Below are 13023 nucleotides of genomic sequence, written 5' to 3' on the forward strand. Positions count from 1 at the left end.
GTTCCTGCGTAATTGGGGGCCTGGCGGCGGGGGCGCCGCAAAGCCGATGGCCTGAACCACTTACGTTTCTTATTGTGACCGGATCGTTACACTATCAGTGTGCCCGGTTATTTTCATGCCCACCTGTGATACACGCGGCGGGGTTGCAGTTTCTCTCCGTAGCGAGTCAAAACATTATTTAATGTATGGCACACATACGAGGAGGAAAAACCAACATGGCAAACGCACAGAAGATTCGCATTCGCCTGAAGGCGTATGACCACGAGCTGATCGACCAGTCTGCTGAGAAGATCATCGAAACTGCCAAGCGCAACGGCGCGAAGGTTTCCGGTCCGATCCCGCTGCCGACTGAGAAGCAGATCGTCACCATCCTGCGCGCGGTACACAAGTACAAGGATTCCCGCGAGCAGTTTGAGCGCCGCACCCACAAGCGCCTGATCGACATCATCAACCCGAACCAGGCTACCATCGAAGCGCTGACCACCCTTGACCTGCCGGCCGGCGTTGAGTTTGAAGTTAAACTCTAAAGAGTATAGGGGCTTTCAAAAAGCCCCTATATACGAAACCAAGTTCCGGAGAAACTTGGTTTCGATACCCAAATGACGCGCCCCAGGGGCGCTGAGTCGGGGTGTATGCTCATTAAAATGCCGCACGGCGGCAGAATGATGATAGCGGCCTACGGGCAAAAGTCAGGCGCATGTCCTGACTTTTTACGGGGGATTGAAACGCGAAGCTGCGGCTTCGCGGGGATACATTCTCTGTTCTCCATTTTCCATTTGTCAACAGGCTGCCGGACTAACCCAACCGGCTGCTTGAAGCCCTGCCGCGATACGCGCGGCGAGGTCAAGTTGGCGGCCAAATGCCGTCAACCAATAACCTTTAAGGAGGAAAAACACTATGCTGCAGAAAGCAATTATCGGCAAGAAGGTCGGCATGACCCAGATCTTCAATGCTGACGGCAAGGTGATCCCCTGCACTGTTATCGAAGCGGGTCCCTGTGTCGTTACCCAGCTCAAGACCGAAGAGAAGGACGGCTACAACGCGGTTCAGCTCGGCTTTGAGGACATCAAGGAGCGCAAGCTCACCAAGCCGGAGCTCGGCCACCTGAAAAAGGGCGGCGAGGCGCTCAAGAAGTACCTCAAGGAGTTCCGTTTCGCAGATTGCTCCACCTTTGAACTCGGTGATGTAATCAAGGCGGACATGTTTGTTGCCGGCGATTACGTTGACGTGACCGGCACTTCCAAGGGCAAGGGCTACGCCGGCGTTATCAAGCGCTTCAACGCTGCCCGTCTGAAGGAAACCCACGGCACCGGCCCTGTACACCGCCACGCGGGCTCCATGGGCGCGTGCTCTGATCCCTCCAAGATCATGAAGGGCAAAATGATGCCTGGCCATATGGGCCATGAGCAGGTTACCGTGCAGAACCTTGACGTTGTCAAGGTGGATGCGGAGCTCAACCTCATCGCTGTTTGCGGCGCGGTTCCGGGCCCCAAGGGCGGCATCGTAGTGCTCAAGAACACCGTTAAGAACAACAAGGTTGCCAAGGGCGAGGCTGGCATCAGCAAGAACCCGCAGAAGGCTTCCGCGAGAAAGTAAGGGAAGGAGGAGCAACGAATGCCTACAGTAGCAGTTTTTGATATGACCGGCAAGAAGACCGGCGAAATGGAGCTGAACGAGGCCGTATTCGGCATCGAGCCCAACATGAGCGTCGTACACGCGGCGGTCAAGAATTATCTGGCTAACCAGCGTCAGGGCACCCAGTCCACGCTGACCCGTGCAGAGGTGCGCGGCGGCGGCATCAAGCCGTGGCGCCAGAAGGGCACCGGCCGTGCCCGTCAGGGTTCCATCCGTGCGCCGCAGTGGACTCACGGCGGTATTGCCCTCGGCCCGAAGCCCCGTTCCTACAATTATAGCCTGACCAAGAAGACCCGTCGTCTGGCCATGCTCTCCGCCCTGTCCGCCAAGGCGGCTGCCGGCGAAATCATCGTGATCGACGGTCTGGACATGAACGAGATCAAGACCAAGACCTTTGCCGGCTTCCTCAAGGCTGTGGACGCGACCGGCAAGAGCCTGGTTGTGACCCCTGAGGTCCGCACGAACGTTGTCAAGTCCGCGGCGAACATCCCGGGCGTGCGCACGACGATCGCGACCACCCTTAACGTTTACGAGATCCTCAACGCTGACAAGTTCATCATTGACAAGGCGGCTGTTGAGAAACTTCAGGAGGTGTACGCATAATGAAGTTCGCATACGACGTTATCAAAAAGCCGATTATCACCGAGCGTTCCATGGAAGGTCTGGCCGATAACAAGTACACCTTCGAGGTTGCGGCGAATGCCGGCAAGATTGAAATCAAGAAGGCTGTGGAAGAGATCTTCGGCGTAAAGGTTGTTAAGGTTAACACCATTAAGCTGCCGGGCAAGTGGAAGCGCATGGGCGTTTACCGCGGCCAGCGTCCGGATGTCAAGAAGGCGATCGTCACCCTGTCTGCGGACAGCAAGAAGATCGAAATCTTCGAGAACATGATGTAAGGACGTCTAAGGGGGACGCCGTCCCCCTTAGATACGAAAAAAGTTCCTTTGAAACTTTTTTCGATAACCCCCTCTCGTCCGCACAGCGGACGAGGACGCGCCGCCACGGCGCGGGCAGCGGTGTAAAACCGAGGCAAAGCCACGGTTTTACGACGCCCCTGCGGGGCATTGCATAGCACGAAAGCGCTGCGCTGTTCGTGCTCGTATGGGGAGGCACCCCGATAATAACGAATCAAGGAGTTGAAAATCCAAATGGCTATCAAGACTTTCAACCCGACGACGCCCTCGCGCAGAAATATGACTGTGCTGTCCAACAAGGGTCTGTCCAAGGTGAAGCCCGAGAAGAGCCTTCTCGAAAAGGTCAAGAAGACCGCCGGCCGCAACAGCTACGGCCGCATCACCGTTCGTCATCACGGCGGCGGCAACAAGCAGAAGTACCGTATCATCGACTTCAAGCGTCAGAAGCTGGATATGCCGGCAACCGTTATGACGCTCGAGTACGACCCGAACCGCTCCGCGAACATCGCGCTGGTTCAGTATGAAGACGGCGTAAAGGCATACATCCTTGCGCCGGAAGGCCTGAAGATTGGCGACAAGGTGGTTTCCTCCGCTGCGGCTGACATCAAGCCCGGCAACTGCCTGCCGGTTGCCAACATTCCGGTTGGTACCATGATTCACAACATTGAGCTGTACCCCGGCAAGGGCGCGCAGCTGGTCCGTTCCGCTGGCGTCGGCGCACAGCTGATGGCAAAGGAGAACGGCAAGGGCATGGTTCGCCTGCCCTCCGGTGAGCTGCGCTACGTCCGTCTGGAGTGCAAGGCCACCATCGGCGTTGTCGGCAATTCCGACCACTCCAACGTACAGATTGGTAAGGCTGGCCGTACCCGTCACATGGGTATCCGCCCGACTGTTCGCGGTTCTGTTATGAACCCGTGCGATCACCCGCACGGCGGCGGCGAGGGCAAGAGCCCGATCGGCCGTCCGTCGCCTGTTACCCCGTGGGGTAAGCCGGCAATGGGCTACAAGACCCGTAAGACCAAGAGCCGTACCGACAAGCAGATCGTTCGCCGTCGCAACGGTAAGTGAGAAAGGAGTTAACGTAATATGGGCAGAAGTGTTAAAAAGGGCCCTTTTGTGGCTCCTGAGCTTATCAAAAGAGTCGTCGAGATGAACGAAAAGGGCGAGAAGAAGGTCCTCAAGACCTGGTCCCGCGCTTCCACGATCTTCCCGGAGTTCGTCGGCCACACCTTCGCGGTGCATGACGGCCGCAAGCATGTTCCGGTATATGTTACCGAGGATATGGTTGGTCACAAACTGGGCGAGTTTGCTCCCACCCGTACCTACAAGGGTCACGCGGGCAGCAAGACCTCCAATAACGGCAAGTAAGGAGGAGTTAAGAAAACATGGAAGCAAGAGCTATTGTACGCAACGTGCGCATGACCCCGCGCAAGATCAAGCTGATCTGCGATCTGATCCGCGGCAAGGATGCGGGCGAAGCGATGGCCATCATCATGAATACCCCCAAGGCGGCCTGCGAGCCGATGGCAAAGCTCCTCAAGAGCGCAGTTGCCAATGCCGAGAACAACCACGGCATGAATACCGACAAGCTTTACGTTAAGGAAGTACACGTCGGTCCCGGCCCGATCATGAAGCGCGTTATGCCGCGCGCGCAGGGCCGTGCATTCAGAATCTTCAAGAGAACCTCGCACATCACGCTGGTTCTTGGCGAGAAAGAATAAGGGAGGGTAATCAATGGGCCAGAAAGTAAATCCGAACGGTCTCCGTGTCGGCGTTATCAAGAATTGGGATTCCCGTTGGTTCGCTAAGGACAATGCCTTTGGCGACCTCCTCGTGGAAGACTACAACATCCGTAAGGAACTGAAGACGCGTCTGTTTGACGCCGGCGTTCCGGCGATCGAAATCGAGCGCAAGAACGACGAAATCAAGGTCATGATCCAGTGCGCGCGTCCGGGCATGGTTGTCGGCCGCGGCGGCGAGGATATCAAGAAGCTCGAAGAAGAGCTGACCCGCAAGTACGGCAAGAAGGTCCGCTGCTCGATCATTGAGATCAAGAATCCGGACACCAACGCTACGCTGGTTGCTGAGAATATCGCAGCGCAGCTGGAGAAGCGCATCGGCTTCCGCCGTGCGATGAAGCAGGCAATGGGCCGCGCGATGCGCATGGGCGCCAAGGGCATCAAGACCTGCTGCTCCGGCCGTCTGGGCGGCGCGGAAATCGCCCGCACCGAGCACTACCATGAGGGCACCATTCCGCTGCAGACCCTGCGTGCGGATATTGACTACGGCTTTGCCGAGGCCGCGACCACCTATGGCCGCATCGGCGTTAAGGTATGGATCTACAAGGGTGAGGTCCTCCACGGCGGTCCGCGTCTGGGCCGTTCGATCGAGGCTCCCAAGCCCGCTTTCGAGCGCCGCGAGCGTCGCGGTGGCCGTGACGACCGCCGTGGCGGCCGCCGCGACTTCAACCGTGGTAACGGCGAGCGCCGCGCACCCCGTCAGGAAGGAGGCAACCGCTAATGCTGCTCCCCAAGAGAGTTAAATACCGTCGCGTGCATCGTGGCCGCCTCAAGGGCAAGGCCATGCGCGGCAACTTCGTATCCAACGGCGAATTCGGCCTGCAGGCTACCGAGCCCTGCTGGATCACCTCGAACCAGATTGAGGCTGCCCGTATCGCCATGACCCGTTACACCAAGCGTGGCGGTCAGGTTTGGATCAAGATTTTCCCCGACAAGCCGGTAACGGAGAAGCCGGCCGAGACCCGAATGGGTTCCGGTAAGGGCTCGCCTGAGTACTGGGTAGCGGTCGTAAAGCCCGGCCGCGTGCTGTTTGAAATTGCGGGCGTATCCGAAGAGACTGCCCGTGAGGCGCTCCGTCTTGCCAGCCACAAGCTGCCCTGCAAGACCAAGTTTGTAACCCGTGAGACCAAGAATGGCGGTGAAGCATGATGAAGGCAACTGAGATCCGCGAGCTGACGGCAGAGGAACTGACCGCGAAGCTTGGCGACCTGAAGAAGGACCTCTTTAACCTCCGTCTTCAGCTCGCTACCAACCAGCTCGACAATACGAACAAGATCACTGAGGTCAAGCGCGACATCGCGCGTGTCAACACCGTTATCCGCGAGAAGCAGCTTGCGGATAAGGCGTAAGGGAGGGAAACGAATTGAGCGAAAGAGCATTACGCAAAACGCGAGTCGGCAAGGTCGTTTCCGACAAGATGGACAAGACCATTGTCGTAGCTATCGAGGATCGCGTAGCGCATCCTCTGTATAAGAAGGTTATTCCGCACACCTATAAGCTGAAGGCGCACGACGAGAACAACGAGTGCCGCATCGGCGATAAGGTAAAGGTAATGGAGACCCGTCCGCTTTCCAAGGATAAGCGCTGGAGACTGGTCGAAGTTATCGAGAAGGCAAAGTAAGGAGGAGAGCACATGGTACAGCAGGAATCTTTTCTGCGTGCAGCTGACAACAGCGGCGCAAAGGAACTGAAGGTCATCCGTGTTCTCGGCGGCTCCGCACGCAAGTACGGCAACATTGGTGACGTAGTTGTTTGCTCGGTGCGCAAGTGCACCCCGGGCGGCGGCGTAAAGAAGGGCGACGTGGTTAAGGCCGTCATCGTCCGCACCGTGAAGGGCCTGCGCCGCGCGGATGGCAGCTACATCCGCTTTGACGAGAACGCCGGCGTTATCATCCGTGACGATAAGAACCCCCGCGGCACCCGTATCTTCGGGCCTGTCGCTCGTGAGCTGCGCGACAAGGATTATATGAAGATCCTGTCCCTGGCTCCGGAAGTACTGTAAGGAGGTCGCCAACAAATGAACAATTTGCATGTAAAGACGGGCGACACCGCAGTCGTTCTTTCTGGTAAGGAAAAGGGCAAGCGCGGCAAGGTTCTGTCCGTAAACCCGAAGAAGGGTATGGTTATCATTGAAGGTGTGAACATGATCAAGTGCCACACCAAGCCCCGCCGCCAGGGTGAGACCGGCGGCATCATCGAGCGCGAAGGCGCGCTCCGTGCCTGCAAGGTTATGAAGGTTTGCCCGAAGTGCGACAAGCCGACCCGTCCCGCGCACAAGATGCTGGAAAATGGCACCAAGGTTGCCGTTTGCAAGCACTGCGGCGAAACGCTTTAAGAAGAGGAGGCAAGCAATAAATGGTTCCGAATATGAAAGCCAAGTACACTGCGGAAGTTGCGCCTGCTCTGATGAAGAAGTTCCAGTACAAGAGCACGATGCAGATTCCGACCCTTGACAAGATTGTTGTTAACGTTGGCTGCGGCAAGGAGGCCAACGGCAACTCCAAGGTTATCGAGTCCGTTGTCCGCGATATCACCCTGATCACCGGCCAGAAGCCGATCATCACCCACGCGAAGAAGTCCGTTGCGAACTTCAAGCTGCGTGAGGGCATGCCGGTAGGCGTTAAGGTTACCCTGCGCCGTGACCGTATGTGGGAGTTCCTGGACCGCCTGTTCAACGTAGCGCTTCCCCGCGTCCGCGACTTCCGCGGCATCAACGGCGATGCGTTCGACGGCCGCGGCAACTATGCCCTGGGCCTGAAGGAGCAGCTGATCTTCCCCGAAATCTCCTACGATCAGATTGATAAGATCCGCGGCATGGATATCGTCATCTGCACCACCGCAAACACCGACGAAGAAGCGAAAGAGCTGCTCACGCTGATGGGCGCTCCGTTCGCAAAGTAAGGGAGGAGAATATAAATGGCTAAGAAGTCGATGATCCTCAAGCAGCAGGCTAAGCCGAAGTTCTCTACCCGCGCTTACAACCGCTGCAAGATCTGCGGCCGTCCGCACGCTTACCTGCGTGATTTCGGTATCTGCCGTATCTGCTTCCGTGAGCTGGCGTACAAGGGCCAGATCCCGGGCGTTAGAAAAGCAAGCTGGTAAACCCAGCCTGGCTTTTCAAAACAGAAGCAGGCTTCTGCTTTCTGTTTGATGCGCGCTTTCGCGCAGACAGGACTGCGAAGGCGGGCGCATATGCGCCCGCCTTTTTTGCAGAATATGTCGGTATGGCGGTTTTTATTGCGATTTGACGGGAACAAAACCTGATTTTTGTTTAAAAATATGCACATTGTTGCTTGCCATGCCGTTGTTTTTCATGCTATAATAAGTCGATAGCCCGCTTGCGCGGGCTTATCGGCTGTTATAAAATATCAGTCACCCCCAGCCGCTGTTTGTGGAAGGGCCATAAGCAGTGTAAAGAAAAGTGGGAGGCAAACAGGTCAATCAAGAGGGGACCCAACCCAGCCCCGCTCCGATTGCTGCACTACCCCCAAACTTCTTGTAAAGGAGAGCATTTATGCAGATCACTGATCCCATCGCGGATATGCTGACCCGTATCCGCAACGCTGGCAATGCTCGTCATGCCAGTGTGGACGTTCCCGCGTCCAAAATGAAGAAGGCAATTGCCCAGATCCTGCTCGACGAAGGCTATATCAAGTCTTTCGAGGTTGTAGAGGGCAACACGCAGGGCATCATCCGCATCACGCTCAAGTATCTGGACGGCCGCCAGAAGGCGATCTCCGGTCTCAAGCGTGTGTCCAAGCCCGGCCTGCGTGTATACGCCGGCGCCCAGGAGCTGCCCCGCGTACTCCGTGGCCTCGGTATTGCCATTGTATCCACGTCCAGAGGCGTCATGACCGACAAGAAGGCGCGCGAGCTGAATGTCGGCGGCGAAGTCCTCGCGTTTGTTTGGTAAGGGGAGGTATAGAATATGTCCAGAATTGGTAGAATGCCGATTGCCATCCCCGCGGGCGTTGACGTAAAGCTTGACGGCCATGTGATTACCGTCAAGGGCGCCAAGGAAACCCTGACCCGCGAGATTCACCCGAACATGAACGTTACGGTGGAGAATGGCGAAATCCTCGTCACCCGTCCGAATGACGACAAGCAGAACCGTGCGCTGCACGGCCTGACCCGCAGCCTGATCCACAACATGGTGGTAGGCGTTACCGAAGGCTTCAAGAAGGAGCTGGAGGTGCAGGGTGTTGGTTACCGTGTACAGAAGCAGGGCAAGGATCTGGTTATGAACCTCGGTTACTCGCATCCGGTCACCATGACCGAGATCGACGGTATCACCATCGAGTGCCCGAGCGCGAACAAGATCACCATCTCCGGTCCTGACAAGCAGAAGGTCGGCCAGTTTGCTGCGGAAATCCGCGAGAAGCGTCCGCCGGAACCCTATAAGGGCAAGGGCATCCGCTACGCGAATGAGTATGTCCGCCGCAAGGAAGGCAAGACCGGCGCGAAGAAGAAGTAAGGAAAGGAGAGGCGAATTTAAATGGTTTCGAAGAAGGATTCCAACAAGGCGCGTCTGCAGCGCCACAAGCGCGTACGCGCAAAGATCAGCGGTACCGCCGAGCGTCCGCGTCTCGACGTATACCGTTCCGCCAAGAATATTTACGCCCAGGTCATCGACGATGTCGCCGGTGTTACCCTGGTTTCCGCCTCGACTGCCGAGAAGGACTTCACCGAGTACGGCGGCAACAAGGAAGCAGCCAAGAAGGTTGGCATGCTGGTTGCCGAACGCTGCAAGGCCAAGGGCATTGAAAACGTCGTGTTTGACCGCGGCGGCTATCTGTACCACGGCCGCGTGAAGGAACTCGCGGAAGGCGCCCGTGAGGGCGGCCTGCAGTTTTAAGTCGGGAGGAGGTAAAACATGGCTCAGTTTAACAGAAATGATAAGCGTGAGGACGAGTTTACCGAAACCGTCGTAGCGCTCAATCGCGTATCCAAGACCGTTAAGGGCGGCCGCGTGATGAAGTTCTCCGCGCTGGTCGTTGTAGGTGACGGCAAGGGTACCGTAGGCTTCGGCACCGGCAAGGCTGCAGAAGTTCCGGATGCAATCCGCAAGGGCATTGACGATGCGAAGAAGAACCTCGTCAAGATTTCCCTGAAGGGCAGCACCATTCCGCATGAGGTCATCGGCACCTTCGGCGCAGGCCGCGTTCTGCTCAAGCCGGCAGCTCCCGGTACCGGCGTTATCGCCGGCGGCGCTGTTCGTGCAATCGTAGAGGCTGCGGGCATCAAGGACATCCGTACCAAGTGCCTGCGTTCCAACAACCCGCAGAATGTTGTTACCGCAACAATGGAAGGCCTGAAGAGCCTGCGCGACGCAGCTCAGGTAGCTGCTGTTCGCGGCAAAGCCGTAGAAGAACTGTAAGAAAGGGGTAACTCACAATGGCTAACATGAAGATTACCCTGAAAAAGAGCCTGGTCGGCCGCTTGGACAAGCACATTGCGACCGCTCATTCTTTGGGGCTTAAGAAGATCAACGATGTAACCGTTCAGCCGGACAACGCGCAGACGCGCGGCAAGGTCAAGCAGATCGGTTACCTGCTCGAAGTAGTAGAGGAGGCGTAACCCATGAAGCTGCACGAATTAACGCCTGCCGCAGGCGCAACCAAGCCGGCGTACCGCAAGGGCCGCGGCGCTGGCTCGGGCAACGGCAAGACCGCAGGCCGCGGTCACAAGGGCCAGTGGGCCCGTTCGGGCGGCGGCGTCCGTCCGGGCTTTGAAGGCGGCCAGATGCCTCTGGCACGCCGCCTGCCGAAGCGTGGCTTCCATAACATTTTCGGCACCACCTACGCACCGGTCAATGTTTCCGCACTGGAGAAGTTTGAAGACGGCGCTGAAGTCACCGTAGAGTCCCTGCGCGCGGCTGGCATCGTCAAGAATGCTCTGGACGGCGTCAAGATCCTGGGCAACGGCACGCTGACCAAAAAGCTGACCGTTAAGGCTGCGGCGTTCTCGGCGTCTGCAAAGGAGAAGATCGAAGCCGTAGGCGGAAAGGCCGAGGTGATTTAAGGTGTTCCAAACCCTTAAAAACGCCTGGCATATGCCCGAGCTGCGCAAGAAGATCCTGTATACGCTGTTTATCCTGCTGATCTTCCGCTTCGGCTCGTGCATTCCTGTTCCGTTCATCAATACTGACGTGCTGGCTGCCTATTTTGAGCAGTCCGCGGTTGCAGGCTCGATGCTGGGCTACCTGAATATGCTGACGGGCGGCGGCTTGTCGAGCGCGACAATTTTCGCCATGTCCATCACGCCGTATATCAACGCGTCCATCATTCTGCAGCTGCTGACTGTCGCCATTCCTGCGCTGGAGCGCATGGTAAAGGACGGCGGCGAGGAAGGCCGCAAGAAGATTGCATCCTGGACCCGCTATCTGGCGGTTGTTCTGGGTCTGCTGCAGGGCTTCTCTTTCTATACCCTGCTCAAGCACGGCTACACCGTCAGCATGCTGTCGAACGACAGCCCGCTTGCGATGGCTGCGATTGTACTGACCTTTACGGCCGGTACTGCGCTGATCATGTGGCTGGGTGAGCACATCACCCAGAACGGCATCGGCAACGGCATCTCGATCATTCTGTTCGCAGGTATCGTTTCCCGCGGTCCGTCGCTGATTTCCACGCTGTTCAATCTGTTCAAGACGGGCGGCTCGGGAATCGTTTCCGGCATCCTGATGATCGTCATCGGCATTGCCGTTATCGTATTCATCGTGTTTATGTCCAACGCGGAGCGCCGCATTCCGGTGCAGTACGCGAAGCGTGTGGTCGGCCGTAAGATGTACGGCGGCCAGTCCACGCACCTGCCGATCAAGGTCAGCGCATCGGGCGTTATGCCGATCATCTTTGCGTCGTCCATCCTTTCGCTGCCCCAGACGATTTCGATGTTCTGGAAGCCGGAGGCCGGCACGGTTGGCTATCACATTTTGAACCTGTTCTCTCAGCGCAGCCCGTTCTATATTGTTCTGTACGGTCTGCTGATCCTGGCGTTCGCATATTTCTATGCCTCCATCCAGTTCAACCCGATTGAAATTGCCAACAACCTGAAGAAGAACGGCGGCTTTATTCCGGGCTTCCGTCCGGGCAAGCCGACCAGCGACTTCATCACCAAGGCACTTGGCAAGGTCACCTTTGTCGGCGCGATCTTCCTGGCGGTTGTTGCGATTCTGCCGCTGATCGTCGGCGCGATCAACCCCAACCTGTCCAACGTGGCGCTGGGCGGCACGTCGGTCATCATCGTAGTTGGTGTTGCGCTTGATACGGTCAAGCAGATGGAAGCACAGATGATGATGCGTCACCACAAGGGGTTTCTGGAATAATTCTGGAGGCGTAGCAAAGTGAACCTGATTTTACTTGGCGCTCCGGGCGCCGGCAAAGGCACGCTGGCTTCCTATCTTGTGGAGAAGATGGGCGTGCCGAGCGTTTCCACCGGTAATATCCTGCGTGAAGCGATCAAAAACAACACGCCGCTCGGCCAGAAGGCCAAGCAGTTTATGGATGCAGGGCAGCTCGTTCCGGACCAGCTGGTCATTGACCTGCTGAAGGAGCGCATTGCACAGGAAGACTGCGCAAATGGCTTTATTCTGGACGGCTTCCCGCGCACCATCCCCCAGGCTGAGGCGCTGGACGAAATCGCCGAGATTGACTGCGCGCTTTCGCTTGAGGTGGCCGACGCGGTCATCGAGGGCCGCATGACCGGCCGCCGCGTCTGCCTGCAGTGCGGCGCGACCTATCACATCAAGGCCAATCCCCCCCAGAAGGAGGGCGTGTGCGATAAGTGCGGCGATAAGCTGCACATCCGCAAGGACGATAAGCCCGATGTGGTACAGCACCGCCTTGCAACCTATCATGAGCAGACCGAGCCCCTGAAGGCCTACTACGGCAATCAGGGCAAGCTCAAGAGCATTGACGGGGCGCAGGGCATCATCCAGACCGAACAGCTTGCTGTTCAGGCGTTGGGGCTGTAATTATGATTCATTTAAAATCCGAGCAAGAGCTCGAACGGATGCGCGCCGCCTGCCGCATTACTGCGCTTGCGCGCAAGGCAGCGGCGGACGCAGTCCGTCCCGGCGTTACAACGGGCGAGATTGACCGGATTGTCCGCAAAACAATCGAGGCAGCGGGGGCCAAGCCCTCCTTCCTCGGTTACGGCGGCTTTCCCGGCAGCGCCTGCATCTCAATCAATGACGAGGTCATCCACGGCATCCCTTCCCCGACCCGCGTGGTGCAGGAAGGCGATATCGTTAAGGTTGACGTGGGCGCCTATTTCGGCGGCTATCACGGCGACTGTGCCTGCACCGTGCCCTGCGGTGAGGTAAGCGAGGAGGCCCTCCGCCTGATTGAGGTGACCCGACAGAGCTTCTATGAGGGTATCAAATTTGCCCGCGAGGGCAACCGCGTTTCTGATATCTCTGCGGCCGTGCAGGCCTTTGTGGAGAAAAACGGCTTTTCTGTGGTGCGCGCTTACGTCGGTCACGGCGTGGGTGAAAAGCTCCACGAATCGCCCGAGGTGCCGAATTTTGGCCGCCCCGGACATGGACTTCGTTTGCAGCGCGGTATGACGCTCGCGGTGGAACCCATGGTCAACGTGGGTGTGTATGACGTGAAGGTCCTGCCGGATGGCTGGACTGTCAAAACAAAGGACGGAAAACTGTCCGCACACTATGAAAACAG

Annotated in this window: 24 protein-coding genes; all 24 read left to right on the forward strand. The window is 57.5% G+C overall.

Features of this window, described 5'->3' with window-relative positions; genetic code table 11:
- Positions 1-215 precede the first annotated feature (215 nt).
- Entirely contained in the window at positions 216-527 is a 312-nt protein-coding gene (rpsJ, locus tag ACOYIE_RS05060; RefSeq protein ID WP_054326972.1) for a 30S ribosomal protein S10, read from the forward strand.
- A 373-nt stretch (positions 528-900) separates the two neighbouring features.
- Positions 901-1596: a 50S ribosomal protein L3 gene (gene rplC / locus ACOYIE_RS05065; protein ID WP_433411081.1), complete on the forward strand. Its 696-nt coding sequence runs from the start codon at positions 901-903 to the stop codon at positions 1594-1596.
- Between the two features lie 18 nt (positions 1597-1614).
- Positions 1615-2238: a 50S ribosomal protein L4 gene (rplD, locus tag ACOYIE_RS05070; protein WP_433411062.1), complete on the forward strand. Its 624-nt coding sequence runs from the start codon at positions 1615-1617 to the stop codon at positions 2236-2238.
- Positions 2238-2531 (forward strand): 50S ribosomal protein L23, encoded by a 294-nt coding sequence (gene rplW, locus ACOYIE_RS05075; protein ID WP_433411063.1) that lies wholly within the window; start codon positions 2238-2240, stop codon positions 2529-2531. The genes rplD and rplW overlap by 1 nt, the downstream gene beginning before the upstream one ends.
- A gap of 252 nt (positions 2532-2783) precedes the next feature.
- Positions 2784-3617, forward strand: a complete 834-nt coding sequence (gene rplB, locus ACOYIE_RS05080; protein WP_433411064.1) for a 50S ribosomal protein L2 — start codon at positions 2784-2786, stop codon at positions 3615-3617.
- An 18-nt stretch (positions 3618-3635) separates the two neighbouring features.
- Positions 3636-3917 (forward strand): 30S ribosomal protein S19, encoded by a 282-nt coding sequence (rpsS, locus tag ACOYIE_RS05085; protein WP_054326968.1) that lies wholly within the window; start codon positions 3636-3638, stop codon positions 3915-3917.
- Between the two features lie 17 nt (positions 3918-3934).
- Complete coding sequence (gene rplV / locus ACOYIE_RS05090) at positions 3935-4270, forward strand: 50S ribosomal protein L22 (protein WP_433411065.1); 336 nt, start codon at positions 3935-3937, stop codon at positions 4268-4270.
- 13 nt (positions 4271-4283) lie between these two features.
- Complete coding sequence (gene rpsC, locus ACOYIE_RS05095; RefSeq protein WP_433411066.1) at positions 4284-5069, forward strand: 30S ribosomal protein S3; 786 nt, start codon at positions 4284-4286, stop codon at positions 5067-5069.
- The gene (rplP, locus tag ACOYIE_RS05100) at positions 5069-5497 is read left to right on the forward strand and encodes a 50S ribosomal protein L16 (protein ID WP_433411068.1); all 429 of its coding nucleotides are present in this window, start codon (positions 5069-5071) and stop codon (positions 5495-5497) included. Before rpsC ends, rplP begins: the two co-directional genes overlap by 1 nt.
- Complete coding sequence (rpmC, locus tag ACOYIE_RS05105) at positions 5497-5697, forward strand: 50S ribosomal protein L29 (RefSeq protein ID WP_433411082.1); 201 nt, start codon at positions 5497-5499, stop codon at positions 5695-5697. The genes rplP and rpmC overlap by 1 nt, the downstream gene beginning before the upstream one ends.
- A 14-nt stretch (positions 5698-5711) precedes the next feature.
- On the forward strand, positions 5712-5969 hold the full coding sequence (gene rpsQ, locus ACOYIE_RS05110; protein ID WP_031475647.1) for a 30S ribosomal protein S17: 258 nt from the start codon (positions 5712-5714) through the stop codon (positions 5967-5969).
- 12 nt (positions 5970-5981) lie between these two features.
- Positions 5982-6350 (forward strand): 50S ribosomal protein L14, encoded by a 369-nt coding sequence (gene rplN / locus ACOYIE_RS05115; protein WP_116704662.1) that lies wholly within the window; start codon positions 5982-5984, stop codon positions 6348-6350.
- Positions 6351-6365: 15 nt separating this feature from the next.
- On the forward strand, positions 6366-6683 hold the full coding sequence (rplX, locus tag ACOYIE_RS05120; protein WP_433411070.1) for a 50S ribosomal protein L24: 318 nt from the start codon (positions 6366-6368) through the stop codon (positions 6681-6683).
- A gap of 20 nt (positions 6684-6703) precedes the next feature.
- Entirely contained in the window at positions 6704-7249 is a 546-nt protein-coding gene (gene rplE, locus ACOYIE_RS05125; protein WP_433411072.1) for a 50S ribosomal protein L5, read from the forward strand.
- A gap of 15 nt (positions 7250-7264) precedes the next feature.
- Positions 7265-7450, forward strand: a complete 186-nt coding sequence (locus ACOYIE_RS05130) for a type Z 30S ribosomal protein S14 (protein ID WP_031475639.1) — start codon at positions 7265-7267, stop codon at positions 7448-7450.
- 412 nt (positions 7451-7862) lie between these two features.
- Complete coding sequence (rpsH, locus tag ACOYIE_RS05135) at positions 7863-8261, forward strand: 30S ribosomal protein S8 (protein WP_433411073.1); 399 nt, start codon at positions 7863-7865, stop codon at positions 8259-8261.
- A gap of 15 nt (positions 8262-8276) precedes the next feature.
- Positions 8277-8822, forward strand: a complete 546-nt coding sequence (gene rplF / locus ACOYIE_RS05140; RefSeq protein ID WP_433411074.1) for a 50S ribosomal protein L6 — start codon at positions 8277-8279, stop codon at positions 8820-8822.
- A gap of 21 nt (positions 8823-8843) precedes the next feature.
- Positions 8844-9203, forward strand: a complete 360-nt coding sequence (rplR, locus tag ACOYIE_RS05145; RefSeq protein ID WP_433411075.1) for a 50S ribosomal protein L18 — start codon at positions 8844-8846, stop codon at positions 9201-9203.
- An 18-nt stretch (positions 9204-9221) separates the two neighbouring features.
- On the forward strand, positions 9222-9725 hold the full coding sequence (rpsE, locus tag ACOYIE_RS05150) for a 30S ribosomal protein S5 (RefSeq protein ID WP_433411076.1): 504 nt from the start codon (positions 9222-9224) through the stop codon (positions 9723-9725).
- 17 nt (positions 9726-9742) lie between these two features.
- Complete coding sequence (rpmD, locus tag ACOYIE_RS05155) at positions 9743-9925, forward strand: 50S ribosomal protein L30 (RefSeq protein ID WP_031472218.1); 183 nt, start codon at positions 9743-9745, stop codon at positions 9923-9925.
- A gap of 3 nt (positions 9926-9928) precedes the next feature.
- Positions 9929-10369, forward strand: coding sequence for a 50S ribosomal protein L15 (rplO, locus tag ACOYIE_RS05160; protein ID WP_433411077.1), 441 nt, complete (start codon positions 9929-9931; stop codon positions 10367-10369).
- Between the two features lies 1 nt (position 10370).
- Entirely contained in the window at positions 10371-11669 is a 1299-nt protein-coding gene (gene secY / locus ACOYIE_RS05165; RefSeq protein ID WP_433411078.1) for a preprotein translocase subunit SecY, read from the forward strand.
- 18 nt (positions 11670-11687) lie between these two features.
- The gene (locus tag ACOYIE_RS05170; RefSeq protein WP_433411079.1) at positions 11688-12317 is read left to right on the forward strand and encodes an adenylate kinase; all 630 of its coding nucleotides are present in this window, start codon (positions 11688-11690) and stop codon (positions 12315-12317) included.
- Positions 12318-12319: 2 nt separating this feature from the next.
- Positions 12320-13023 (forward strand): type I methionyl aminopeptidase (map, locus tag ACOYIE_RS05175; RefSeq protein WP_433411080.1); only part of this gene is annotated, 704 nt, incomplete at its 3' end.

Origin of the sequence: Agathobaculum sp. (assembly GCF_050946325.1) — a bacterium.
In the GTDB taxonomy this organism is placed as follows: domain Bacteria; phylum Bacillota; class Clostridia; order Oscillospirales; family Butyricicoccaceae; genus Agathobaculum.